The following is a 23,170-nucleotide window of genomic DNA, read 5'->3' as shown; positions in this document are numbered from 1 at the left end:
CGTAGCTCAGCGACAGGTGCAGGGGGGTCAAGGCGTTCTCCTCGCAAGCGACGCGATCCGCCGGCCGTTGGCCGACGCCTTCCATCGGGGACCCATGATACACCCTGCTTACACGCCTGGCCCATCGACGAACGGAGGCGGCATGCCACCTATGGTCGATTGGTAATCGCCGCGCCGGCTTCGTATAATTCGGCGGATTTTTCCACCACTCCGATTCGCCCCGCACTAGCATTGCCAACCCAAGGAAGCGACGATGAACTTCGACAACATCCCCGCCGGCAAGGATCTCCCCAACGACATCTACGTGGCGATCGAGATCCCGGCCAACCACTCGCCGATCAAGTACGAGATCGACAAGGACATGGGCGCCCTGCTGGTCGATCGCTTCATGGCCACCCCGATGTTCTACCCGGCCAACTACGGCTTCATCCCGCACACCCTCGCCGACGACGGCGACGCCCTGGATGCCCTGGTGGTCACCCCCTACCCGGTCCAGCCCGGCGCCGTCATCCGCGCCCGTCCGGTCGGCATCCTCAACATGACCGACGAGGCCGGCGAGGACGCCAAGCTGGTCTGCGTGCCCCACCCCAAGCTCTCCAGCCTCTATGACGACGTCCAGGAGGTGACCGACCTGCCCGAGCTGCTGCGCCAGCAGATCGCGCACTTCTTCGAGAACTACAAGGATCTCGAGAAGGGCAAGTGGGTCAAGGTGGAGTCCTGGGAAGGCTCCGAGGCCGCCTGCAAGGCCATCGAGAAGGCCGTGGCCGCCCACGACAAGGCCTGATCGCCGCGTCGCCCAACGAAAACGGGCCGCCCTAGGGGGCGGCCCGTTTTCGTTGCCGGAGGGCGGCGCCCTTATTCCCTGGGCGCCTCGACGGCCGCGCCGTCGCCGACCGCCTCATCCTCAGCTGCCTCATCCACAGCCGCTTCACCGCCGGCCGCCTCGTCTTCTGGCGAATCCCCGGTGGCCGGCGCCGCCTCGGCCTCAGCCTCGGCGGCAGGCTCGGCCGCGGCAACGCCCTCACCGTCCGCACTGCCCGTCGGCTCGCCCGCATCGGCGGCCCCGTCGGCGACCTCGGCCTGATCATAGGCCGGGATCTCGCCGTCGGCTTCCCCCGCCGAACCCGTCTCGGTCGTCTCGACGGCATCGGTCTCGCCGGCGGGGGCTTCCGGCTCGGCGTCGGGCGCCGGCTCGACGGGGGCCGCGCGATCGGCATCGGCCTCCTGCTCGGCGGCCGCCAGCTCCCCGGCGAGAGAGCGGGAGAGGTCGCGGGCCCGGATCATGTGGTTGGCCAGCACCAGCGAGTGGTTGGCGAAGAGGCCGAAGCCGGAGCCGTTGAGCACCATCGGGCTCCACAGCCGCCGCTGGCTGAGCTCGAGCTCGGCCACCAGCGCCTCCCAGCGCCCCGCGAGACCGGCCTCGGCCAGCATGTCGGCCTGGTCGCGCTGCACCGCCCGCAGCAGGTGAAGCATGGCCCAGGCCTGACCCCGCGCCTCGAAGAAGACGTCGTCGACGCGATACCAGGGGGTGCGCGCCGGGAGCGCCTCGGCGTCGATATCCAGGTCGCGAAGCTCCGCGCGGGTCCCGATGCTGGCCGAGAGCCTGAGCCCCAGGTCATCGAGGGAGCGGGCGAGCGCCTCGAGCCAGGCGGCAACCCCCTGCCCGCCGTCGCCGAAGGCGGCCTCCCCACCTTCGCCGAGGGCCTTCAGGTAGCCGTCGAGGCCTTCCAGGGCCCGCTGCAGACGCTGCTCGGTGGAGGGATAGAGCCAGTCGCCGCTGTCGCCCGCCAGGCGCTGCTGCACGTCGCCGAGCACCGGCAGATCGCTCTGCTCCATGGCCGGCAGCGCCACCGAGAGACGACGGGCCTGGGCGAGCACGCCCAGCTCCCAGGCGGGCATGTTATCGAGCCACACCCCGGGGGGGGCGATGTCGTTGCGCAGGTAGCCACCCGGCTTCTCCAGCAGGGTCTCGACCAGCGTCATCAGGCCGGCGACGGTCACCGCGCCCCGGGAGGCGGGCGCCTGGACGGCCGTGCCGCGCTGATCGACGACCGCCTGCTCCACGTCGAAGGGCGCCGGTGTGCGGCTCCACCAGATGCCGAGCCCCACGCATACCACCAGGTAGAGCACCAGCAGCGTGAACAACGGTTTCCAGATCCAGCCATAGGCCGGCCGCTCCAGTTCCTCGATCCGCTTGCGGCGCCTGGCGGCACCCTTTTGCGTCAACGCCATGTTGGATTTCCTTGATGATGAGAGCTTCCGGCGGCGCGACAATACGGCGCAGCCTCCTTGCGAGGATGCCATCAACACCCTCCCGGTACTGCGATATCCTAGCAGGCCGGCGGCGATGCCGCCGACGGGGAACCCGGCCCATCGTCCGGGGTCAAACCGCGCCGAACGCATATCCTGCTCACCGCTACCAAGGACGTCCCGTGCCGATCGTGTTGCGACTCGCCCTGCTGATCACCCTGCTGCTGCCACTGGGCGCCCAGGCCCAATGGTTCTCCCAGAGCGATGACGAGGCACAGTTCCTGCCCGTGGAGGAGGCCTTCCAGCCCACCGCCTGGCACGACGGCGAGACCCTGCATGTCGGCTTCGAGAACGCCGACGGCTACTACCTCTACCGCCACCAGATCGCGGTCGAGGCCATGACCGAGGGCCTGACGCTCGGGGAGCCGGACCTGCCCCTGGGCGAGGCCAAGAGCGACGAGTTCCTCGGCGACGTCAACGTCTTCTACGACAGCGTGGTCTTCCAGAGTGCGCTGACCCCCGGTCACCACGGCCCGCTCGAGATGACCCTGACCTTCCAGGGCTGCGCCGATGCGGGCCTGTGCTACCCGCCGGAGCGCATCGAGCTCACCGCCCGCGAGGGCGAGCCGCCGGCCCGCTTCGCCGCCTGGACGCCGAACGCCGCCTCCGTCACCGATGACGCCCCCGCCGCGACCACGACGACCACGCCCGACGGCGCTCCGGGCCTGGCCCCCACCAGCGAGGACGGCCGCTTCCGCTCGCTGATGGCCGAGGCGAGCCTGCCGCTAGTGCTCGGGCTCTTCTTCCTGGCCGGCCTTGGGCTGACCTTCACGCCCTGCGTGCTGCCCATGGTGCCGATCCTCTCCTCGATCATCGTCGGCCAGCACCCGACGCGCGCCCGGGCCTTCGCCCTCTCGGCGAGCTACGTGGGCGGCATGGCGCTGACCTATGCCGCCGTGGGCGTGCTGATGGGGCTGTTCGGCGCTGGCCTGAACCTGCAGGCGCGCCTGCAGTCGGCGCCGGTGCTGATCACCTTCGCGCTGCTCTTCACGCTCTTCGCCCTGGCGATGTTCGGCGCCTTCAACCTGCGTCTCTCGTCGTCGCTCTCGGGGCGCATCGACGCCTGGCAGGCCCGCGCCCAGCGAAGCGGCCCCGCCGGCCTGGCCCTGGCCGGCGCGCTGTCGGTACTGGTGGTCTCGCCCTGCGTCTCGGCGCCACTGGCCGGTGCCCTGGTGTTCATCTCCACCACCGGCGACGCCCTCATGGGCGGCGCGGCGCTGCTCGCCCTGGCGCTGGGCATGGGCGTGCCGCTGCTGCTGGTCGGCACCTTCGGCACCACCCTGCTGCCGCGCTCCGGCGCCTGGATGAACGGCGTCAAGACCGCCTTCGGCATCCTGCTGCTGGGGGTCGCCATCTGGCTGGTCGAGCGCCTGCTGCCGGGCAGCATCGCCCTGCTGCTGTGGGCGGCACTCGCCATCGGCAGCGCCCTGACCCTGGGCGCGCTGACCGTCAACCAGGCCCAGGGCTGGCCGCGGGTGCGCCAGGCCGGCGGCCTGATGCTTCTGACCTGGGGCATCGCCCTGGTGATCGGCGCCTCCCGCGGCGGCGAGGATCCGCTGCGACCGCTGGCCGTCACCGCGACGGCCCCGAGCGCCATCCCGGGAGCGCCGGCCCCCGAGCCGTCCATCACCACGGTCACGGACCTCGAGGCGCTCGAGGCGACGCTGGCCGAGAGCGACGCGCCGGCCTTCGTCAACGTCACCGCCGACTGGTGCATCTCCTGCAAGGTCATGGAGCGCAGCGTCTACCCGGCGCCCGAGGTGGCCGGGCCGCTGGCGCGCTTTCGGCGCATCAACGTCGACGTGACCGAGAGCGACGCCGCCAGCCGCGAGCTGCTCGAGCACTTCCGGCTGTTCGGCCCGCCCAGCCTGCTGTTCTTCGACGACGGCCAGGAGCTGCGCGACGCCCGGGTCCAGGGCGAGGTCGACGCCCCTCAACTTGCCAGCCACCTCGAGGGCGTGCTGGACTGGCTGGCGACGCAAGGGGGCTGAGCCCGCACCACCCGGGAGGTTGCGCCCGAACAGCGTTCCTCCACGGCTGGACATCCCGGTCGATTTTCGGCAGACTCCGCCTCCACTGCTCCTTCATGGTCAATAGAGGCCGCAAGACACGCTATCTTGCCGCGATCTATTGCAAGTTGGCCGGGGTTGACAGCACCCCGGATCACCACCCCAACCCCACCGGTCGAGACAACGTCATGGATATCCGCAAGGTCAAGAAGCTGATCGAACTGCTCGAAGAGTCCAACATCAGCGAGATCGAGATCCAGGAAGGGGAAGAGTCGGTTCGCATCAGCCGCCACCCCAACGGGACGAGCTGGCAGCAGCCCGCGCCCCAGCCCTACGCGGCGGCGCCCCAGCCGGCACCCCAGGCCCCGGCAGCGCCTGCCGAGCCTTCCGCCGCCGACCCCGAGCCCGCCTTCCAGGGCCACAGCGTCAACTCCCCGATGGTCGGCACCTTCTACCGCTCGCCGGCGCCGGGCTCCAAGGCCTTCGTCGAGCTCGGTCAGAGCGTCAAGAAGGGCGAGACCATCTGCATCGTCGAGGCGATGAAGATGATGAACCAGATCGAGGCCGATCGTGACGGTGTGATCGAGGCGATCCTGGTCGAGGACGGCGAGCCGGTCGAGTTCGACCAGCCGATGGTCGTCATCGCCTGAGCGTCTCCCGCGTCTTCCTCACTCATCAACTGGCGGATTCATCATGCTGGACAAGGTTCTGATCGCCAATCGCGGCGAGATCGCCCTGCGCATCCTGCGCGCCTGCAAGGAGCTGGGCATCAAGACGGTGGCGGTCCACTCCACGGCCGACCGTGAACTGATGCACGTACGCCTGGCCGACGAGGCCGTGTGCATCGGCCCGGCCTCCTCGGCGCAGTCCTACCTGAACATCCCGGCGCTGATCAGCGCCGCGGAAGTCACCGACTCCAGCGCCATCCACCCGGGCTACGGCTTCCTCTCCGAGAACGCCAACTTCGCCGAGCAGGTCGAGCGCTCCGGCTTCACCTTCATCGGCCCGCGCGCCGAGACCATTCGCCTGATGGGCGACAAGGTCAGCGCCATCGAGTCGATGAAGAAGGCCGGCGTGCCCACCGTGCCCGGCTCCGACGGCCCCCTGGGCGACGACGAGGGCGAGATCCTCGCCGTGGCCCGGCGCATCGGCTACCCGGTGATCATCAAGGCCGCCGCCGGCGGCGGCGGGCGTGGCATGCGCGTGGTGCACACCGAGGCGCACCTGCTCTCGGCGGTCAACGTCACCCGTACCGAGGCCCACTCGGCCTTCGGCGACGGCACCGTCTACATGGAAAAGTTCCTCGAGAACCCGCGCCACGTGGAGATCCAGGTGCTGGCCGACGGCCAGGGCAACGCCATCCACCTCTATGACCGCGACTGCTCGCTGCAGCGTCGTCACCAGAAGGTGATCGAGGAGGCTCCGGCGCCCGGCATCGACGAGACCGCCCGCGCCCAGGTGCTCGAGGCGTGTCGCGAGGCCTGCATCACCATCGGCTACCGCGGCGCCGGCACCTTCGAGTTCCTGTACGAGAACGGCCAGTTCTTCTTCATCGAGATGAACACCCGCGTGCAGGTCGAGCACCCGGTCACCGAGATGGTCACCGGCGTCGACATCGTCCGCGAACAGCTGCGCATCGCCTCCGGGCTTCCGCTCTCGATCAGCCAGGACGAGGTGGAGCTGAACGGCCACGCCTTCGAGTGCCGCATCAATGCCGAGGACGCCCGCACCTTCATGCCCTCCCCCGGCAAGGTGAGCCTCTACCACCCGCCCGGCGGGCTCGGCGTGCGCATGGACTCCCACGTCTACACCGGCTATTCGGTGCCGCCCCACTACGACTCGCTGATCGGCAAGCTGATCACCTGGGGTGTGGACCGCGAGACGGCGCTGATCCGCATGCGCAACGCCCTGGACGAGCTGCTGGTGGAAGGCATCAAGACCAACACCGACCTGCACAAGGACCTGGTGCGCGACGGCTACTTCCAGCAGGGTGGCGTGAACATCCACTACCTGGAGAAGAAGCTGGGCCTCTGAGCCCGTCTCCTCCTGCACGCGGGGCGGCCACGGCCGCCCCGCTTGCGTTCGCCACGCCCTTTCCTTCCCCGCACATATCCGCACCGACCGGAGACCGCCCATGCCCTGGATGCAACTCAAGGCCCGTATCGCCCCCGAACAGGCCGAGACCCTCGAGGAGCTGCTGCTGGCCGAAGGCGCCACCGCCATCACGCTCCAGGACGCCTATGACGATCCGGTCTTCGAGCCGGAGCGCGGCACCACCCCGCTGTGGGACGAGACGGTGCTGACCGGGCTCTACGACGACCTGGAGGGAACCGAGGCGATGCTCGAGCGGGTGCGCCAGGCCTGGGCCGCCGAGTTCCCCGACGAGCCATGCCCCGAGGTGGAGGTCGAATTGCTGGCCGATCGCGACTGGGAGCGCGAGTGGATGGCGGACTTCCACCCCCTGCGCATGGGCGAGCGGCTGTGGATCGTGCCGAGCTGGCACACGCCGCCCGAGCCCGGCGCCGTCAATCTTCACCTGGACCCCGGGCTCGCCTTCGGCACCGGCACCCACCCCACCACGGCGCTCTGCCTGGCGTGGCTGGACGGCCTGGCAGTGGACGGCGAGCTGGCCGACCTGAACGTGCTCGACGTGGGCTGCGGCTCGGGGATCCTCGCGATCGCCGCGCTCAAGCTCGGCGCCCGAACGGCCATCGGCACCGACATCGACCCCCAGGCGCTCTCGGCCAGCCGCGACAACGCCGAGCGCAACGGCGTGGCGGAGGCCGACTTCCGGCTCTGCTATCCCGAGCAGCTCGAGGCGGGGGACTTCCCGCTGGTGGTCGCCAACATCCTCGCCGGACCGCTGGTCGAACTCGCCGACGAGATCGCCGGCCGCGTCGCCCCGGGCGGCCGCCTGGCGCTCTCCGGCATCCTCGAGGCCCAGGCCGAGGAGGTGCTCGAGGCCTACCGCGCCCAAGGGCTCGTCATGGACGAGCCGACGGTCCGCGAGGGCTGGGTCCGGCTCACCGGGCGGCATTCCGTCGGTCGGCGCCCTACGACCATCGCCTGATCCCGACGCCCGCGCCTGACGGTTCAACAACGCCCGGCGTGGGCGTATGATATGCACCCCTCATCGCCAACGACCCCGCTCATGCACGACGCTCGCCCCCTGCCCCGCATCGGTCGCCACACACTGCCCAACCGGGTGGTCCTGGCGCCCATGGCCGGGGTCACCGACCGCCCCTTCCGCGCGCTCTGCCGGCGCCTGGGCGCGGGCCTGGTCGTGGGCGAGATGGTTACCTCGGATCCCGCCCTGTGGCACACCCGCAAGTCGCGGCTGCGCATGGACCATCGTGGCGAACCGGGTCCGCGCAGCGTGCAGATCGCCGGGGGCGACGCCGAGATGCTCGCCGAGGCGGCGCGACTGAATGCCGCCATGGGCGCCGAGATCATCGACATCAACATGGGCTGCCCGGCCAAGAAGGTCTGCAACAAGGCGGCCGGCTCGGCGCTGCTGCGCGACGAGGCGCTGGTGGCCGAGATCGTCCAGGCGGTGGTCGCGGCGGTCGAGGTGCCGGTGACCCTGAAGATCCGCACCGGCTGGTGTGCCGAGAGCAACAACGGCGTGCGGGTGGCCCGCATCGCCGAGGAGGCCGGCATCCAGGCCCTGGCCGTGCACGGCCGCCATCGCCAGCAGCGCTACGCCGGCCACGCCGAGTACGACACCATCGCCGCCATCAAGGACGCGGTGGACATCCCGGTGTTCGCCAACGGCGATATCGACGGCCCCGAGAAGGCCCGTCGGATCCTCGACTATACTGGGGCGGATGCGGTGATGGTCGGGCGCGGCGCCCAGGGCAACCCCTGGATCTTTCGCGAGATCGACCACTACCTGCGCCATGGCGAACCGCTGGCCCCACCGCGGGACGAAGAGCGCGCCGCGGTGCTGCGCGACCACCTCAAAGCCCTGCATGACTTCTACGGCGAGCACATGGGCGTGCGCATCGCGCGCAAGCACCTCGGCTGGTACCTGGCCGGCGATGCGCGCTTCGACGACGACGGGCGTCGGGTCCTGCGAGCCACCTTCAACGGCCTCGAGCGCCCCTGCGCCCAGCGCCGCTTCATCGACGAACTCTTTCGCCACGACCCCGCCGCGACGCCCGCTCGCGTCGCTCGCGCCGTGGCCGCCGACGGAACCTGTGCCGCATGACCAGCAGCCACTCCCTTGATCAACATCTCGCGCAGACCGAGTTCGAGTCCCCGACTTCCGGCGAGCTCGCCGAGCTGCGCGACACCGTTCGCCCGGCCTCCCAGGACGACCGCCCCCTGCGCGAGGCCGTCGAGGCCTCCCTGGCGCGCTACTTCGATCATCTCGACGGCTCCAGCGTCACCGACCTCTACGCCATGGTCATGGCCGAGGTCGAGGCACCGCTGCTGACCTCGGTGCTCGAGCATACCCAGGGCAACCAGACCCGTGCCGCCGAGATGCTCGGCCTCAACCGCGGCACCCTGCGCAAGAAGCTCAAGCAGTACGGCCTGATCTGAACGGTCCATCCGGGGAGCCCGTGCGGCTCCCCGCACGTCTTCCCCGCCCCTTCACCACCCGTGTCAGCCTGACCATCGACAGAGAGTGACTCCCATGTCCCAAGCCTCCCCTGCGGTTCGCCGCGCCCTGATCAGCGTCTCCGACAAGACCGGCATCGTCGACTTCGCCCGCGGCCTCGCCGAGCAAGGCGTCGCGCTGCTCTCCACCGGCGGCACCTTCCGCCTGCTCCAGGAGCACGGCATCGAGGTCACCGAGGTCTCCGAACACACCGGCTTCCCGGAGATCATGGACGGCCGGGTCAAGACGCTGCACCCGACGATCCATGGCGGCATCCTCGGTCGCCGCGGCCAGGACGACGCGGTGATGGCCGAGCACGGCATCGATCCCATCGACATGGTGGTGGTCAACCTCTACCCCTTCGCTCAGACCGTTGCCAAGCCGGACTGCACCCTCACGGATGCCATCGAGAACATCGACATCGGCGGCCCGACCATGGTGCGCGCCTGCGCCAAGAACCACGCCCACACCACCATCGTCGTGGATGCCGGCGACTACCCGCGTGTGCTGGCCGAGATTGCCTCCCATGAAGGGGCGGTGAGTGATGCCACCCGGTTCGACCTGGCCGTGAAGGCCTTCGAGCACACCGCCGGCTACGACGCCGCCATCGCCGACTACCTCGGCCAGCGGGTCCCCGGCGGCGAGGATGGCTTCCCGCGCACCTACAACCTGCAGTTCGAGAAGAAGCAGTCCATGCGCTACGGCGAGAACCCGCACCAGAATGCGGCCTTCTACGTCGAGGCCGACGCCCGCGAAGCGAGCGTGGCCACCGCCGTCCAGCTCAACGGCAAGGCACTCTCGTTCAATAACGTCGCCGACACCGATGCCGCCTTCGAGTGCGTCAAGGGCTTCACCGACACCGCCTGCGTGATCGTCAAGCACGCCAACCCCTGCGGCGTGGCGGTGGGTGCCACCGCCCTCGAGGCCTACGACAAGGCCTTCGCCACCGACCCGACCAGCGCCTTCGGCGGCATCATCGCCTTCAACGTGGCGCTCGACGCCGAGACCGCCCGGACCATCGTCGATCGCCAGTTCGTCGAGGTGATCATCGCCCCCGGGGTCGAGGAGGAGGCGGCGCGCATCGTCGCCGAGAAGAAGAACGTGCGCCTGCTCGACGTCGGCGCGAACTGGCCCGGCGAGCGCGAGCACGCCCACGACCTCAAGCGCGTCACCGGCGGCCTGCTGGTCCAGGATCGCGACCTCGGCATGGTCGGCCGCGACGAGCTGACCGTGGTCAGCGAGCGCGTGCCCACCGAGCAGGAGATGCGCGACCTGGCCTTCGCCTGGAAGGTGGCCAAGTACGTCAAGTCCAACGCCATCGTCTACGCCAAGGACGGTCAGACCATCGGCGTGGGCGCCGGCCAGATGAGCCGCGTCTACTCGGCCAAGATCGCCGGCATCAAGGCCGCCGACGAGGGGCTCTCGGTGCCTGGCTCGGTGATGGCCTCCGACGCCTTCTTCCCCTTCCGTGACGGCATCGACGCCGCCGCCGCCGCCGGCATCGCCGCGGTGATCCAGCCCGGCGGCTCCATGCGCGACCAGGAGGTGATCGACGCCGCCAACGAGGCCGGCATCGCCATGGTCTTCACCGGCATGCGCCACTTCCGCCACTGACGCCGGCGCGGGCGCCAAGGAGCAAGGAGCAAGGAGCAAGGAGCAAGGAGCAAGGAGCAAGGAGCAAGGAGCAAGGAGCCCAATGCTCGACTCTTTGCTCTCCCTTTCCAGGCCCGACCGCTCGCCCAAGCTAAAAACCCCACTCAGCCGCATGGCCGAGTGGGGTTTTTCGTGAGCGGGACAGCGGCCCGTCGCCGAGCCGCTTGTCCCTTGCTCCTTGAGCCTTGTGGCTATCAGCCCAGATCGAAGCAGAGGTACTTGGTTTCCATGAACTCGTCGAGGCCCTGGTGGCCGCCCTCGCGGCCGAGCCCGGAGGCCTTGACCCCGCCGAACGGCGCGGCGGCATTGGAGATCAGGCCGGTGTTGATGCCCACCATGCCGTACTCCAGGGCGTCGGCGACGCGCCAGACGCGCCCCAGGTCGCGAGAGTAGAAATAGGAGGCCAGGCCATACTCGGTGTCATTGGCCATGCGCACGGCCTCCTCCTCGTCGTCGAAGGGGAACACCGCCGCCAGCGGGCCGAAGGTCTCCTCCCGGGCCACCTTCATCCGATCGTGGGCGAAGCTGATCAGGGTCGGCGAGAAGAAGTTGCCGCCCAGCGGATGCGGATGGCCGCCCAGCAGCAGCTCCGCGCCCTGGTCCACGGCATCGTGGACGTGCTCGCTGACCTTGGCCACGGCGTTCTCGTCGATCAACGGGCCGATGTTGATGCCGCCCTCGGTCCCATTGCCCACCTTGAGCTCGCTGTTCATGGCCACCGCCAGCTTCTCGCAGAAGGCATTCACCACGCTGGACTGCACCAGGAAGCGGTTGGTGCAGACGCAGGTCTGGCCGGCGTTGCGGAACTTGGCGGCCATGGCGCCCTCCACCGCGGCATCCAGGTCGGCATCCTCGAAGACGATGAAGGGCGCATTGCCGCCGAGCTCCAGGGAGATCTTCTGGATGTGCCGGGAGGCCTGGGCCATCAGCTCACGCCCGACCTCGGTGGAGCCGGTGAAGGTGATCTTGCGCACCACCGGCGACTCGGTCATGGCCGCGGCGATCTCCGAGGCGCGCCCGGGCACCACGTTGAACACGCCGCGGGGCACGCCGGCACGCTCGGCGAGCTTGGCCAGGGCCGTGGCGGAGAACGGGGTCTGGCTGGCCGGCTTGACCACGATGGTGCAGCCCGCGGCCAGGGCCGCGCCGGCCTTGCGGGTGATCATCGCCGCCGGGAAGTTCCAGGGGGTGATGGCCCCCACCACGCCGACCGGCTCCTTGGTGACCACGATCCGCTGGTTGGCCTTGGCGGCCGGCACGGTGTCGCCGTAGACACGCCGCGCCTCCTCGGCGAACCAGCGCAGGAAGCTCGCCGCGTAGGCGATCTCGCCGGCGGCCTCCTTGAGCGGCTTGCCCTGCTCGAAGGTCATGAGCATGGCCAGGTCGTCCTGATGCTCCATCATCAGGTCATGCCACTTCATCAGGATGTCGGCGCGCTCCAGGGCGGTGAGCGCCTTCCAGCTGGGCAGGGCGGCGTCCGCCGCGTCGATGGCCCGCTCGGTCTCGGCACGCCCCAGGCGCGGCACGTTGCCCATCGTCTCGCCGGTGGCCGGATTGATCACGTCGATCTGCTCGCCGCTGTCGGCGGCGACCCAGCTGCCGTCGATATAGGCGAAGGGGCAATAGAGCTGCGTTTCCTTGAGGGCTTGCATGGTCGTCTCCTGCCGCGAACGCGGCCGCTTGTCGGTTTTCCCCATGCTAAGCGCAAAGACCCCGATGCTCCAAGCACCGGGGACCTTCGTACATCAACGCCGGGAGCTCATTGCGGGCGACGGGGCTCGCGGGAATCGGACAGCGTGATCGAGACCGAATCGGAGAAGCGAAGCGCGTGGGGCTTGTCGATCTCCACCTGGGCGGTGAGCACCTGCTCGTGGCCCATGATCAGGTCCAGCACCTCGCGGGTCATGCGCTCGAGCAGCAGGAAGCGGTGATCCTCGACCAGGGCGATCACCTCCTTGGTGATGGTCCGGTAGTTCAGGGCCTGCTCGATGTGGTTGAACTCGACCGCCTTGTCGGCGCGGTAGCGAATCACCGCGTTGATCACCACGTCCTGACGATTCTTGATCTCGTCATCCTTGATGCCGATGTGGGTGCGCAGACGCAGGTTCTTGATGCGGATCGTGGCCAGGTCGTGGTCGAAGTGCTGATCGTCGAGGGCATGAATCGGCATGGCGTGGCTCCTTGCGGGAAAATCAGCGACCGTTGACCAGGGTGAGGAACTCCTGGCGAGTGCTCGGCTTCTCGCGGAAGGCGCCGAGCATCACCGAGGAGGTCATGCTGGAGTTCTGCTTCTCGACCCCGCGCATCATCATGCACAGGTGGCGTGCCTCGATCACCACCGCCACGCCCCGCGCGTCGGTCACCTGCTGGACCGCCTCGGCGATCTGACGGGTCAGGTTCTCCTGGATCTGCATGCGCCGAGCATACATGTCGACGATGCGGGCGAACTTGGAGAGCCCCAGCACCTTGCCGCTGGGCAGGTAGGCGATGTGGCACTTGCCGATGAACGGCAGCAGGTGGTGCTCGCACATCGAATAGAGCTCGATGTCCTTGACCAGCACCATCTCGTCGGTCTCCGACTCGAAGACCGCGCCATTGATGATCTCCTCCAGCGACTGGGTGTAGCCGCGATTGAGGAACTGCATCGCCTTGGCGGCACGCTTGGGCGTATCGCGCAGTCCTTCTCGCTCGGGGTCTTCGCCGAGCGCTTGGATGATGTGGCGATAGTGGTTGGCGAGTTCTTCGGTCATGGTCAGGCCCCGTGGCAGAGTCGGTGTCCGGCGTGTCGATGGTGGGTAGCCCGGCCATCACGCATGCTTCGTGTACAGAAGATATACAAGATATAAACCCTGTACAACTATAGAATCCTGGAACTCGATATTCTAGCGCATGACGCCCGCCGACGCAGGGCGGCGACGAGGCGGCCAGTGACATCGTGTCGCGGCTCTCGCCACTCCCCGGAGGCTGCCGGGTGGGTCGCCCTATGATAGGCTATGGCCGGCTTCATGCTGTGCCCAAGTCACCCTCGAGAGCCCGACATGATCAAGACCCCTGCCTTTCTGCTGATGGCCGCTGCCCTGGCGGTGCCGTCCCTGGCCATGAGCGACACCCTCGAACTGCCGATCGATGCGACCCTCGACGTCCAGGTCATCGAACCCCTGACCCTCACGCCTCAGGAACCGGCCCGCGATGACCTGGTGATCCATCCGGTCGCCGGCGGGAGCGCTTCCCACACCCTGCCGGAATACTGCGTGCTGGTCGGCAACGCCCGGCTCGATGGCGAGCGCATCCGCCTGACCACCGAGGCCCTGACCTGCATCGAGACCGACGGCAGTGAGAGCGAGATCTACAGCGGCGAACTCTCCGCCGCCGCCTACGGCGCCGACGGCGACTTCGGCATCCCCGCCTGCCAGGGCGGCGAGTGCCGCCTGACGCCGCAGCAGACCTTCCAGCTGCGCCTGGCCAGCGACCTGGCCATCGAGCAGCAGGACAATCCCTCGGCCGAGATCAACGCGCAGCGCCGCAGAGGTGAAGGCGCCGCCGCGACGGCACCCGCCGAGACGCCGGCCCCCGGCGACGACTGACGCTCGCCCGGCCCACCACCCGCCACAGGACGCCCCTCGGGGCGTTCTGCGCCAGGGGACCTCGGTCCCGCGTCAGGCCAGCCAGCGGGGCCCCGCCTCCAGCAGCTGACGCTGCTGCTCGAGCATACGCAGGTGGCCGTCCCAGTAGCCGGCATCGGCCAGCCAAGGGAAGGCCTGCGGGAAGGCCGGGTCCGCCCAGCGATCCACCAGCCAGGCGCTATGGCGCAGCAGGCGCAGGGTGCGCAGCGGTTCGATCAGGGCGAGTTCTCGTCGGTCGAAGTCCCGATGCTGCTCGTAGCCCTCGAGCACCTCCGAGAGTTGCATCTGGCGCTCACCCTCCTCCTCGGCGGTGAACAGCATCCACAGGTCCTGGATGGCGGGCGCCATCAGGCAGTCATCGAAATCGACCAGGGCGAAGTGCTCGTCCCGGCCGAGCACGTTGCCGATATGGCAGTCCCCCTGCACGCGAATCATCGTCCCCAGCGCCTCGCCATGCTCGGCGAGCCGGGTATGCAGGGCGCCGCACAGGCGCTCATAGGCCGGGCGCTGATGGCGATCCAGCCAGCGGCTCGCCAGCACCCTGTCGCGAGCCTCGAGCACCATGCCGTCGAGATCCAGGGTGCGGCGGTGGGCGAAGCCCCCGCGCTCGCCCACCGCGTGCACCGCGCCGACCAGCTCGCCGAGGGCGAACAGGTGGGTCGGGTCCTCCAGCTCCGGCGCCTGGCCCGGCAGGTGCGGGAAGAGCGTGAAGCGAAAGCCCTCGGCGCGATGCAGGCTCTCGCCGGCCGCGTCCCGCCAGGGCGCGGCCACGGCCACGCCGGCCTCGGCCAGCTCGGCCAGGAAGGCGTGCTCCTCGCGGATCTGCTCATCGCTCCAGCGCTCGGGGCGGTAGAACTTCACCACCCAGCGGCGACGCTCGTCGTCGTGCACCAGGAAGACCCGGTTCTCGTAGCTGTTGAGGGTGAAGGGTTCCCCGGGCAACCAGATGCCGAGCGACTCCACCGCCGCCACGACCCGGGCGGGCGAGAGATCGGCGAAGGGATGGGATCTGGTCTCCATGGAGGGCTCCGGCAGGCATAAAAGGCCCCACTCTACCAGAGCCCGGATACCAGAGCCCGGATACCAGAGCCCGGTTCAGCGATCGTGAAGCGGCGTGCGCGCCACCGACCAGGCCGCCACCTCCCTGGCACCGGCCCGACGACAGGCCACGGCCAGCGCCTCCAGGGTCGCCCCGGTGGTCATCACGTCATCGACCAGTGCCACCCGCTCGGGGAGATCCGCCGGCACGTCGAAGGCCGCGCGCAGGTTGGCGCGCCGCTCGCCGCGATCCAGGCCGCGCTGGCTGGGGGTGTCGCGCCGGCGCACCGCCCGCACCAGCGGGCGGTCGAGCCGCCGGGCCAGGCGCCGCGCGAGCCAGTGCGACTGGTCGAAGCCTCGCGCCCGGGCGCGGAGCGGATGCAGCGGCACCGCCACCAGCGCCTCGGGCCAGGCCCGATCCTCCGGCGTGAGCCCCGTCACCAGCAGCTCGAGCAGCAGGCTTCCCGCCCGCGGCGAGGCATTGAACTTGAAGCGTTGCACCAGGTCCGCCACCGCATCGTCATAGCGCAGTGGCACCCTCGCCCGATCGAACGCCGGGGGACGGCGCAGGCAGCGCCCGCAGCGCAGTCCCGCCTGGACCGGCGGCTGGGGTTCGCCGCAGCCGTCACAGGCGGGGTGGTTCCAGGGCAGCCCCGTGAAGCAGGCCTCGCACCAGGGCGCCTCCCCCGGCAGCGGCGCCAGGCAGAAGGCGCAGCGCCCGGGCAGGGCTCGTCGCAGCCAATTGTCAACCCGGCGAGCACTCACGGTTGACATGATCGCCGCAGGCCGTAGGCTATCCGTCAACCTCGATACCCATTTCCAGTTGACCATAAGCGAGCCCGCCATGCCTGCCGCGTCCCAAGAATCCCGCCCCGACTCCCAGACCCTAGCCGCGCACGGCGAGGTCCGCCACGACTGGTCGCTCGAGGAGATCGAGGCGCTCTTCGCCCTGCCCTTCAACGACCTGCTGTTCCGCGCCCAACAGGTGCACCGGGCCTACTTCGAGGCCAACGCCGTGCAGGTCTCCACCCTGCTCTCCATCAAGACCGGCGCCTGCCCCGAGGACTGCAAGTACTGCCCGCAGTCGGGCCACTACAACACCGGGCTCGGCAAGGAGAAGCTGCTGGAGATCGAGAAGGTGGTCGAGCAGGCGCGTGCCGCCCAGGAGGCCGGCGCCAGTCGCTTCTGCATGGGCGCGGCCTGGAAGAGCCCGCGGGAGCGCGACCTCGAGGTGGTGCTGGAGATGGTGCGCCGGGTCAAGGCGCTGGGCCTCGAGACCTGCATGACCCTGGGCATGGTCGACGGCGACCAGGCAAGCCGCCTGGCCGAGGCCGGACTCGACTACTACAACCACAACCTCGACACCTCCCCGGAGTACTACGGCGAGATCATCACCACCCGCACCTACGCCGATCGCCTGGAGACCCTGGGCAACGTGCGCGGCGCCGGCATGAAGGTCTGCTCGGGGGGCATCCTCGGCATGGGCGAGGCGCCCCGCGACCGCGCCGCCCTGCTCCAGCAGCTGGTCCGGCTCGAGCCGCACCCGGAGTCGGTGCCGATCAACATGCTGGTCAAGGTGCCCGGCACGCCGCTGGAGGACGTCGAGGATCTGGACCCCATCGAGTACGTGCGCGCCATCGCCGTGGCCCGCCTCCTGATGCCGAAGAGCCACGTGCGCCTCTCCGCCGGCCGCGAGCAGATGGATGACGCCACCCAGGCGCTGGCCTTCCTGGCCGGGGCCAACTCGATCTTCTACGGCGACACCCTGCTGACCACCGGCAACCCCCAGGTGGAAAAGGACCGCGCGCTCTTCGACCGGCTCGGCCTGCATCCCGAGCGTCGGGAGACCTGCACCGACGAGGCCGGCCAGCAGGCCGCCCTGGCGGCCGCCCTCGAGGCGAGCGCCGTACGCCAGGCCGCGACGGCCCAACAGGACGCGGCCGGCCGGCTCGCCTACGACGCCGCCCAGGCCTGACCCGCATGTCGGCTGTGAACCCTGTGCCGGCGGCCTGGAGCACCTTTCTCGACGAGCGGGCCGCGGCGCAGCGCGACGCCGGCCGCTGGCGGGTGCGGCGCACCCACCATCCCAGTGGACCGCTGCGCGACTTCGCCGGCAACGACTACCTGGGCCTGGCCCGCGACCCGCGCCTGGCCGAGGCCCAGGCCGAGGGCGCACGCCGCGACGGCGCCGGGGCAGGCGCCTCGCACCTGGTCAGCGGCCACCTCGCGGTTCACGAGGCGCTGGAGCAGCGCCTGGCCGCGCTGACCGGGCGCCCGGCCGCGCTGCTCTTCTCCACCGGCTACATGGCCAACCTCGGCACCCTCCAGGCGCTCTGCGACGGCGAGACCCGGCTCTTCCAGGACCGCCTCAACCACGCCTCGCTGCTGGACGGTGGCCGGCTCTCGGGAGCCCGCTCGCGGCGCTTCCACCACGGCGATCTCACGGATCTCGAACGGCTGCTCTCCCGCTCGCCGGGCGAGGGGCGCCGGCTGGTGGTCAGCGACGGGGTCTTCAGCATGGACGGCGACGTGGCCGACGTCGCCGGCCTCGCCGCGACCTGCGAGCGCCACGAAGCCTGGCTGATGATCGACGACGCCCACGGCCTCGGCGTGCTGGGCGAGCACGGTGACGGCTGCGCGGGCCGGGCCTTCGGGCCCGAGCGGGTGCCGGTGCTGGTCGGCACCCTGGGCAAGGCGCTGGGCTCCGCCGGCGCCTTCGTGGCCGGCAGCCAGGCGCTGATCGACCACCTGACCCAGTTCGCCCGCCCCTACGTCTACACCACCGCCCAGCCCCCCGGGGTGGCCGCGGCGACGCTGGAGGCGCTCAGGCTGGTCGAGGCCGAGCCCGAGCGGCGAGAGCGCCTGGCGACCCTGATCGCGCGCTTTCGCACCGAGGCCGCCCGGCTCGACCTGCCGCTCTCGCCCTCCACCACGCCCATCCAGCCCCTGGTGCTGGGCGACAGCGCGCGAGTGATGCACTGGGCCGCCCGGCTGCGCGAGCGCGGCCTCGCGGTCGGCGCCATCCGCGAGCCCACGGTGCCCCGCGGCGAGGCACGGCTGCGCATCACCCTGAGCGCGGCCCACCGCGACGAGGACCTCGAAGCGCTGCTCGAGGCCCTGGCCGCCCTGCACGCCGAGGAGGTGCCCGCATGAGCCGGCTCGTCCTGCTCTCCGGCTGGGGCTGCGATGCGCGCCTCTGGCAGCCGCTCGCCGAATACTGGCCTGGTCGTCGAAAGGAGAAGGTCGAGGTCTCCGCGCCCGACTGGCCCGGCTACGGCAGTCGCCCCGCCCTGGAGGACCCCGAGGATCTCGCCGCCCTGGCCGAGGCGATGGCCGAGGACCTTCCGGCCGAGGCCGTCTGGGTCGGCTGGTCCCTGGGGGGCCTGCTCGCCGCGGCCCTGCTCGACCACCTGCCCGCCCCCCGCGGCCTGGTGCTGCTCGGCATGGGGGCGCGCTTCTGCGACCCCGAGGGCATCACGCCGGAGGCGCTGGCGACCTTTCGCGACGCCTTCCACCGTGACCCCGAAGCGACCCGCGCCCACTTCCTGCGCTGGCAGCTTCGCGGTGAGCCCGCGCCTCGGTCGGCCCATCGCCGCCTGCTCGACCTGCTGGGGCCCGAGCCCGCCGCCCCGACGGCGACCCTGGCCGCGGGGCTCGGCCAGCTGGCCGCGATCGACAACACCGCCCGCCTGGCTGAGCCGCCCTGCCCGGTGTGGCGCATCGCCGGCGAGCACGACCCGCTGCTGGCCCCGTCGGCCCGCGAGGCGGCCGACGTTCGCCTCGCCCAGGCGGGCCACGCCCCGATGCTGAGCCAGCCCCGGGCGCTGGCCGAGTGCCTGGCCGCCATCGCCCTGGAGAGCGCGCCATGATCGCCCTGCCCGCGCCGGACACCGATGCACCCTGCCGCGCCGCGCCGTCCCCGAGGCAAGCGGCCTCGGCAGAGGAGGCCGGCTGGCGGGGCCGTGTCGCCCGCGCCTTCTCCCGGGCCGCCCCGCACTACGCCGAGCGGGCCAGCGCCCAGCGCGCCATGGCACAGTCGCTGCTCGAGCGCCTGCCGGAACGGGCCGAAACGGTGCTGGACCTGGGCTGCGGCCCGGGCGAGGCCGCCGCCGACCTCAAGGCGCGCTACGGCGCCACCTGTCGCGTCACCGGCCTCGACCTCGCCCCGGGGATGCTCGACGAGGCTCGCCGCCGCCACGGCGAGGACGTTCGCTGGCTCTGCGGCGATGCCGCCGCCCTGCCGCTGTCCGACGCCAGCCAGGACGTCGTGGTCTCCAACCTGGCGATCCAGTGGTGCCCCGACCTCGACGCCGTGCTGGCCGAGGTGCGTCGCGTGCTGCGCCCCGGCGGTCGCGCCCTGATCAACACCCTCGCCCCTGGCACCCTGGCCGAGGTGAGCCACGCCTGGTCGCATCCCGATCGCCCGGCCGCCCTGCTCGCCTTCCGCGACGCCGGCGAGCATCGCCACGCGGCCTGGGCGGCGGGCTTTCGTCGGGTCGACTGCCGGGAGCGCGCCGCGCGCTTCCACTATCCCGACCTCGCCGCGGTGATGGCCTCGATCAAGGGCGTCGGGGCCCAGGTCGCGCGGCCCGGTGCCCGCCTGTCGCGTGACGACCTGGCCCGGGCGGCGCGGCGCTTCGAGGCGCTGCGCGACGACCGTGGCCTGCCCGTCACCTATCGCCTGCTGACCCTGGAGCTCTCGACCTGACATGCGCGCCTACTTCGTGACCGGCACCGACACCGACGCCGGCAAGACCCTCGTGACCAGCGGCCTGCTCGCCCTGGCCCGCCGCCACGGCCTCACCACCCTGGGCCTCAAGCCCGTGGCCTCCGGCTGCCAGGAGACCGCCGAGGGGCTGCGCAACGCGGACGCCCTGGCCCTCGAGGCCCAGACCCGGCCGGCGCTGCCCTACGCGACGATCAACCCCTTCGCCTTCGCCCCCGCCATCGCGCCGCATCTGGCCGCCCGCCGTGCCGGGGTCACGCCGACCCTCGAGGCGCTGGTCGAGCATGCCCGGGCGCCGCTCGCCCTCGCGCGCGACCTGACGCTGATCGAGGGGGCCGGGGGCTGGCGAGTGCCGCTCAACGACCGCGAGGACCTGTCGGCGCTGGCCGTGCGCCTCGCGCTGCCGGTCATCCTGGTCGTGGGTCTGCGCCTCGGCGCCATCAGCCACGCCCGCCTCACCGGTGAGGCGATCCGCGCCGACGGCCTGCGCCTCGCCGGCTGGGTGGGCAACCTGATCGACCCCGGCTTCGCCGCGGACGACGCCCTCTACCGCGATAACCTGGCGACCCTCGCCGCCACCCTCGACGCCCCCTGCCTCGGCGTGGTGCCGCGCCTCCCGAGCGAGGGCCATGCGGCGCTGGCCGAGGCGGCCGCCGATCACCTGGCGCTGCCCGATGTCGATTGACTTGGGCGAAGGCGTCCGTAGAATGTGCACGCCTGCCTATCCGTGCGGATGTGGTGGAATTGGTAGACACGCCAGATTTAGGTTCTGGTGCCTTCGGGCGTGGGAGTTCAAGTCTCCCCATCCGCACCATTTTTTCTTTCTTTTTCAATACCTTACCGAACGACCAACAGTCATTTTGGGCTGTATTTGGTCTGTTTTGGGCCCGGTGTGGTCAGCTTTTTGGTCAGCTTTTTCGCCGACCTTGCGGCTATGCTTCCCTCTTACTACTGTATGCCTGTACATAAAACAGGACATACCGCCATGCCCCACCCTTCCAGCTACGATCAACTCGCGCAGCGCATCCATATCGAAATCGCTGCGGCGAACCGCCGTCAGAATCGACAGGTTCATCTGAAACCCGCCGCCGAGGACGATCTCAACGCCTGGAACCTCATCATCGAAGAGATCGACGAGAACGAGAACGTCGACGTGACACGCACCTACGAGGGCTGGCTCGTCAGCTGGATACCTACCAAGGTGTGACGGACTTTCCAGATGGACGAGGATACCCGCTATCGCCTCACCACCTGGCGCAAACGCCTCGAGCGCCGAGGCTGGGTCAGTTTGAAACGGCACCGCCCGCCCAGGGATCGGCTGATCGAGTATCACGTGATCTGGCAGGGACACTTGATCAGCGGACGAGTACAACTGAACACCTCAGGCGATGATGGCTACTGGCAACCGGGCCATCCTACGTACCTATTGGAGAGAGGCCAGGACGTTTACGAAGGGGTTTGGCGGCTGTGTCAAAAGACTAGCGTCACCCAAGGCCAAGTCTACAGAAAAGCATTATAAATCAGCACGTTATAAAATTACTCAGACCATATGAGTACATCCTAAAGATGGAGATCCCTAACGTTTACAGCTAGGATGGCGTCAAAGCGACCCGGAAGAGGTGGCAAGAAGGCATCAATCGCTCATGCAGGGAGAAGAAAATTGGCGAGCACAAACACCATCAAAATCCACCTTTTTCGCGTAGTGCCCAGTGAAGACGCCGACCGGCTGACGGAGGTGCTTGAACGTATCAGTGATCAAGGTCTTAGGGAACGGATACGACCAGTTAGGGGAAGAAGATATCGCCTTGAAAGTTTATCTCTAGGCAGAGACATACCCGGGCTCGATAGCAAGCCAGAACTCAGGCTTTTTAATATCATGAACTTCAGAGACGGTCACGGCCCCGGTCAAGCTGACATAGACACCCCTTTAACAGGGATTGACTATGACGGAGGAGCGCCAGGCGAAGACACGGCTGTGCTGTACGATCCAGAAACCAGCTGCATGGCGATACAATACGCTCAAAATGGTCCGCGACACTCTGCTGTGCAGGAATATTTAAATGAGTTTACCGGCAATGGCTGCTATTCTCTAAATGTAAAACTTGATGAAGACTTCGAAAGAAAATTTCGCGAACAAAGAAGCCTTCAGCGAGTAGAGGTAAAGATCGACACGTCACAAGTCTCACGAGAGAGCTTTGAGGGAAACACAGCACTAACACATGCCTATCGCGCATCAGAAGAACTTGATGGCACAATACTTGATATCAACATTTCCGTAGATGGCCGCCGCCGTGGAGCAGCACTTAACGGAGCAGCAAAAACAGTAGCATCTTTCGCCAAGACCCTTGGACTTCGTAATCCAGACGCAGTGAAAAAGCTCGAAACAAAGGGCCCTGTGGATGGCGATAGGCCTGAGATCATTGACTTGCTAGGTGGAAAGCTCACTCAAGAAATTGGTGTTGCGGTCAACACTGATGACTACAGAATGGATATTGAAGACCGGTGGAGCGCTTTATTCCGAGCATATGCAAGCTGGCAACAAAAAGGCTACACGAGATAGAGTGAGGTGCGAAAAATGTTCCAAACTCTGACATGGGAGCGAAGCCATCCGTATATAGCTGGAGTAACAGCCTTTGCTGGTGCATATGGCTTGGCCAAATACGGTGTCCCTTTCCCTAAAGAAACCTCTTTCTTCTCTGCCGTAATTACACTTGGCGGCATATTTTCCGCTTTCTCAGTCACCATAAAATCACTAATCCTCTCCAACCAAGAAAAAATAAAAAGCTTAAAAGAAACCGGATATCATGATGACTTAATGAGATACTTGAGAACCTCTATAGATGGATCTCTAATTCTTTGCATCGCAGGACTTTTGGGTTTTTTTCAACCTCTCGCCTGCGCCGAAGAATTCACTCCACTAGTCATTGGACTACTTGTGTTTTCACTACTGGCAATTCGCAGAGTAACCATGGCTTCATCTGCCGTGCTAAAACAACCGCAGCGAAGAAAAGCAGGGTGAAGAATTTAACTCTACAGAATATTAAAGAGAAGCAATAAACGGAGACAGGCAGAGGCTCTAGGTCTCTGGCTGTCTCATCGCATCAGATGACAAAGGAATAATGAAGTGACGCCGGCCAGCCTCCTTGGCTGCGGGCTCCTCCATGAGCTCGCGAATGCCTGACGTCACTCCTTGAGCGTAGAAGCCTTG

At 68.4% G+C, this 23,170-nt stretch carries 23 protein-coding genes and 1 tRNA gene; 18 read left to right on the top strand and 6 right to left on the bottom strand.

Annotated features, from left to right (window positions below; genetic code table 11):
* Positions 1 to 253: 253 nt before the first annotated feature.
* Entirely contained in the window at positions 254 to 784 is a 531-nt protein-coding gene (ppa, locus tag FIU83_RS06600; protein ID WP_152483315.1) for an inorganic diphosphatase, read from the top strand.
* A gap of 71 nt (positions 785 to 855) precedes the next feature.
* Here the strand turns inward: ppa and FIU83_RS06595 are convergent, their stop codons facing one another.
* Positions 856 to 2,232, bottom strand: a complete 1,377-nt coding sequence (locus tag FIU83_RS06595; protein WP_216645074.1) for a DUF2333 family protein — start codon at positions 2,230 to 2,232, stop codon at positions 856 to 858.
* Between the two features lie 200 nt (positions 2,233 to 2,432).
* Here FIU83_RS06595 and dsbD point away from each other — a divergent pair, with 200 nt between their 5' ends.
* From dsbD to purH, 7 genes are all read left to right on the top strand, one after another.
* Positions 2,433 to 4,301 carry a protein-disulfide reductase DsbD gene (gene dsbD, locus FIU83_RS06590; RefSeq protein WP_253939556.1) on the top strand — a complete coding sequence of 623 codons (1,869 nt, stop codon included), beginning with the start codon at positions 2,433 to 2,435 and terminating at the stop codon, positions 4,299 to 4,301.
* Positions 4,302 to 4,507: 206 nt separating this feature from the next.
* Positions 4,508 to 4,969: an acetyl-CoA carboxylase biotin carboxyl carrier protein gene (gene accB, locus FIU83_RS06585; protein ID WP_152483313.1), complete on the top strand. Its 462-nt coding sequence runs from the start codon at positions 4,508 to 4,510 to the stop codon at positions 4,967 to 4,969.
* A gap of 43 nt (positions 4,970 to 5,012) precedes the next feature.
* Complete coding sequence (gene accC, locus FIU83_RS06580) at positions 5,013 to 6,353, top strand: acetyl-CoA carboxylase biotin carboxylase subunit (RefSeq protein WP_152483312.1); 1,341 nt, start codon at positions 5,013 to 5,015, stop codon at positions 6,351 to 6,353.
* Between the two features lie 100 nt (positions 6,354 to 6,453).
* Positions 6,454 to 7,389 carry a 50S ribosomal protein L11 methyltransferase gene (gene prmA / locus FIU83_RS06575; RefSeq protein WP_152483311.1) on the top strand — a complete coding sequence of 312 codons (936 nt, stop codon included), beginning with the start codon at positions 6,454 to 6,456 and terminating at the stop codon, positions 7,387 to 7,389.
* Between the two features lie 81 nt (positions 7,390 to 7,470).
* Positions 7,471 to 8,529 carry a tRNA dihydrouridine synthase DusB gene (gene dusB, locus FIU83_RS06570; protein WP_152483310.1) on the top strand — a complete coding sequence of 353 codons (1,059 nt, stop codon included), beginning with the start codon at positions 7,471 to 7,473 and terminating at the stop codon, positions 8,527 to 8,529.
* Entirely contained in the window at positions 8,526 to 8,864 is a 339-nt protein-coding gene (gene fis / locus FIU83_RS06565; RefSeq protein WP_152483309.1) for a DNA-binding transcriptional regulator Fis, read from the top strand. Before dusB ends, fis begins: the two co-directional genes overlap by 4 nt.
* 94 nt (positions 8,865 to 8,958) lie before the next feature.
* Positions 8,959 to 10,536: a bifunctional phosphoribosylaminoimidazolecarboxamide formyltransferase/IMP cyclohydrolase gene (gene purH / locus FIU83_RS06560; protein WP_152483308.1), complete on the top strand. Its 1,578-nt coding sequence runs from the start codon at positions 8,959 to 8,961 to the stop codon at positions 10,534 to 10,536.
* Between the two features lie 233 nt (positions 10,537 to 10,769).
* Here purH and FIU83_RS06555 read toward each other — a convergent pair whose 3' ends face one another.
* The 3 genes from FIU83_RS06555 to folE all read right to left on the bottom strand — a co-directional run bounded on the left by FIU83_RS06555 (position 10,770) and on the right by folE (position 13,325).
* The gene (locus FIU83_RS06555; protein WP_152483307.1) at positions 10,770 to 12,227 is read right to left on the bottom strand and encodes an NAD-dependent succinate-semialdehyde dehydrogenase; all 1,458 of its coding nucleotides are present in this window, start codon (positions 12,225 to 12,227) and stop codon (positions 10,770 to 10,772) included.
* Between the two features lie 107 nt (positions 12,228 to 12,334).
* Positions 12,335 to 12,745 carry a dihydroneopterin triphosphate 2'-epimerase gene (gene folX / locus FIU83_RS06550; RefSeq protein WP_152483306.1) on the bottom strand — a complete coding sequence of 137 codons (411 nt, stop codon included), beginning with the start codon at positions 12,743 to 12,745 and terminating at the stop codon, positions 12,335 to 12,337.
* Between the two features lie 22 nt (positions 12,746 to 12,767).
* Positions 12,768 to 13,325 (bottom strand): GTP cyclohydrolase I FolE, encoded by a 558-nt coding sequence (gene folE, locus FIU83_RS06545; RefSeq protein ID WP_152483305.1) that lies wholly within the window; start codon positions 13,323 to 13,325, stop codon positions 12,768 to 12,770.
* 288 nt (positions 13,326 to 13,613) lie between these two features.
* On the opposite strand from folE, the gene FIU83_RS06540 reads away from it, so the two are divergent.
* On the top strand, positions 13,614 to 14,159 hold the full coding sequence (locus FIU83_RS06540) for a hypothetical protein (RefSeq protein WP_253939555.1): 546 nt from the start codon (positions 13,614 to 13,616) through the stop codon (positions 14,157 to 14,159).
* Positions 14,160 to 14,231: 72 nt separating this feature from the next.
* On the opposite strand, the gene FIU83_RS06535 is transcribed toward FIU83_RS06540, so the two are convergent.
* Together FIU83_RS06535 and FIU83_RS06530 are read right to left on the bottom strand one after the other, a co-directional pair.
* Positions 14,232 to 15,218 (bottom strand): serine/threonine protein kinase, encoded by a 987-nt coding sequence (locus FIU83_RS06535; RefSeq protein ID WP_152483304.1) that lies wholly within the window; start codon positions 15,216 to 15,218, stop codon positions 14,232 to 14,234.
* A gap of 75 nt (positions 15,219 to 15,293) precedes the next feature.
* A complete protein-coding gene (locus FIU83_RS06530) occupies positions 15,294 to 16,010 on the bottom strand; it encodes a ComF family protein (RefSeq protein ID WP_152483303.1) in 717 nt (238 codons plus the stop codon).
* Positions 16,011 to 16,080: 70 nt separating this feature from the next.
* Here FIU83_RS06530 and bioB point away from each other — a divergent pair, with 70 nt between their 5' ends.
* From bioB to FIU83_RS06485, 9 genes are all read left to right on the top strand, one after another.
* Positions 16,081 to 17,211: a biotin synthase BioB gene (bioB, locus tag FIU83_RS06525; protein ID WP_152483302.1), complete on the top strand. Its 1,131-nt coding sequence runs from the start codon at positions 16,081 to 16,083 to the stop codon at positions 17,209 to 17,211.
* Positions 17,212 to 17,216: 5 nt separating this feature from the next.
* The gene (gene bioF / locus FIU83_RS06520) at positions 17,217 to 18,389 is read left to right on the top strand and encodes an 8-amino-7-oxononanoate synthase (RefSeq protein WP_152483301.1); all 1,173 of its coding nucleotides are present in this window, start codon (positions 17,217 to 17,219) and stop codon (positions 18,387 to 18,389) included.
* Positions 18,386 to 19,105 (top strand): alpha/beta fold hydrolase, encoded by a 720-nt coding sequence (locus FIU83_RS06515; protein ID WP_152483300.1) that lies wholly within the window; start codon positions 18,386 to 18,388, stop codon positions 19,103 to 19,105. The genes bioF and FIU83_RS06515 overlap by 4 nt, the downstream gene beginning before the upstream one ends.
* Positions 19,102 to 19,944 (top strand): methyltransferase domain-containing protein, encoded by an 843-nt coding sequence (locus FIU83_RS06510; protein WP_152483299.1) that lies wholly within the window; start codon positions 19,102 to 19,104, stop codon positions 19,942 to 19,944. Before FIU83_RS06515 ends, FIU83_RS06510 begins: the two co-directional genes overlap by 4 nt.
* A 1-nt stretch (position 19,945) precedes the next feature.
* Complete coding sequence (gene bioD, locus FIU83_RS06505; protein ID WP_152483298.1) at positions 19,946 to 20,647, top strand: dethiobiotin synthase; 702 nt, start codon at positions 19,946 to 19,948, stop codon at positions 20,645 to 20,647.
* Between the two features lie 44 nt (positions 20,648 to 20,691).
* Positions 20,692 to 20,776 (top strand) — tRNA-Leu (locus FIU83_RS06500).
* A 171-nt stretch (positions 20,777 to 20,947) separates the two neighbouring features.
* Positions 20,948 to 21,169, top strand: coding sequence for a DUF1654 domain-containing protein (locus FIU83_RS17435; RefSeq protein ID WP_172976041.1), 222 nt, complete (start codon positions 20,948 to 20,950; stop codon positions 21,167 to 21,169).
* 453 nt (positions 21,170 to 21,622) lie between these two features.
* On the top strand, positions 21,623 to 22,522 hold the full coding sequence (locus FIU83_RS06490) for a DUF6731 family protein (RefSeq protein ID WP_152483296.1): 900 nt from the start codon (positions 21,623 to 21,625) through the stop codon (positions 22,520 to 22,522).
* Positions 22,523 to 22,537: 15 nt separating this feature from the next.
* Positions 22,538 to 22,981 carry a hypothetical protein gene (locus tag FIU83_RS06485; protein ID WP_152483295.1) on the top strand — a complete coding sequence of 148 codons (444 nt, stop codon included), beginning with the start codon at positions 22,538 to 22,540 and terminating at the stop codon, positions 22,979 to 22,981.
* The last annotated feature ends 189 nt before the right edge of the window (positions 22,982 to 23,170 follow it).

Source organism: Halomonas sp. THAF5a, assembly GCF_009363755.1.
Taxonomy (GTDB): Bacteria; Pseudomonadota; Gammaproteobacteria; order Pseudomonadales; family Halomonadaceae; genus Halomonas.
This window is presented reverse-complemented; position numbering and strand designations above follow the sequence as displayed.

Excerpts from the sequence above, each read along its gene's own strand:
- FIU83_RS06510 (WP_152483299.1), top strand. The coding sequence starts at position 19,102 with ATGATCGCCCTGCCCGCGCCGGACACCGATGCACCCTGCCGCGCCGCG.
- FIU83_RS17435 (WP_172976041.1), top strand. The coding sequence starts at position 20,948 with ATGCCCCACCCTTCCAGCTACGATCAACTCGCGCAGCGCATCCATATC.
- prmA (WP_152483311.1), top strand. The coding sequence starts at position 6,454 with ATGCCCTGGATGCAACTCAAGGCCCGTATCGCCCCCGAACAGGCCGAG.
- bioD (WP_152483298.1), top strand. The coding sequence starts at position 19,946 with ATGCGCGCCTACTTCGTGACCGGCACCGACACCGACGCCGGCAAGACC.
- FIU83_RS06485 (WP_152483295.1), top strand. The coding sequence starts at position 22,538 with ATGTTCCAAACTCTGACATGGGAGCGAAGCCATCCGTATATAGCTGGA.
- accC (WP_152483312.1), top strand. The coding sequence starts at position 5,013 with ATGCTGGACAAGGTTCTGATCGCCAATCGCGGCGAGATCGCCCTGCGC.
- bioF (WP_152483301.1), top strand. The coding sequence starts at position 17,217 with ATGTCGGCTGTGAACCCTGTGCCGGCGGCCTGGAGCACCTTTCTCGAC.
- FIU83_RS06540 (WP_253939555.1), top strand. The coding sequence starts at position 13,614 with ATGATCAAGACCCCTGCCTTTCTGCTGATGGCCGCTGCCCTGGCGGTG.
- folX (WP_152483306.1), bottom strand. The coding sequence starts at position 12,745 with ATGCCGATTCATGCCCTCGACGATCAGCACTTCGACCACGACCTGGCC.
- dusB (WP_152483310.1), top strand. The coding sequence starts at position 7,471 with ATGCACGACGCTCGCCCCCTGCCCCGCATCGGTCGCCACACACTGCCC.
- accB (WP_152483313.1), top strand. The coding sequence starts at position 4,508 with ATGGATATCCGCAAGGTCAAGAAGCTGATCGAACTGCTCGAAGAGTCC.
- FIU83_RS06515 (WP_152483300.1), top strand. The coding sequence starts at position 18,386 with ATGAGCCGGCTCGTCCTGCTCTCCGGCTGGGGCTGCGATGCGCGCCTC.
- FIU83_RS06535 (WP_152483304.1), bottom strand. The coding sequence starts at position 15,218 with ATGGAGACCAGATCCCATCCCTTCGCCGATCTCTCGCCCGCCCGGGTC.
- FIU83_RS06555 (WP_152483307.1), bottom strand. The coding sequence starts at position 12,227 with ATGCAAGCCCTCAAGGAAACGCAGCTCTATTGCCCCTTCGCCTATATC.
- fis (WP_152483309.1), top strand. The coding sequence starts at position 8,526 with ATGACCAGCAGCCACTCCCTTGATCAACATCTCGCGCAGACCGAGTTC.
- purH (WP_152483308.1), top strand. The coding sequence starts at position 8,959 with ATGTCCCAAGCCTCCCCTGCGGTTCGCCGCGCCCTGATCAGCGTCTCC.
- FIU83_RS06530 (WP_152483303.1), bottom strand. The coding sequence starts at position 16,010 with ATGTCAACCGTGAGTGCTCGCCGGGTTGACAATTGGCTGCGACGAGCC.
- bioB (WP_152483302.1), top strand. The coding sequence starts at position 16,081 with ATGCCTGCCGCGTCCCAAGAATCCCGCCCCGACTCCCAGACCCTAGCC.
- FIU83_RS06595 (WP_216645074.1), bottom strand. The coding sequence starts at position 2,232 with ATGGCGTTGACGCAAAAGGGTGCCGCCAGGCGCCGCAAGCGGATCGAG.
- folE (WP_152483305.1), bottom strand. The coding sequence starts at position 13,325 with ATGACCGAAGAACTCGCCAACCACTATCGCCACATCATCCAAGCGCTC.
- ppa (WP_152483315.1), top strand. The coding sequence starts at position 254 with ATGAACTTCGACAACATCCCCGCCGGCAAGGATCTCCCCAACGACATC.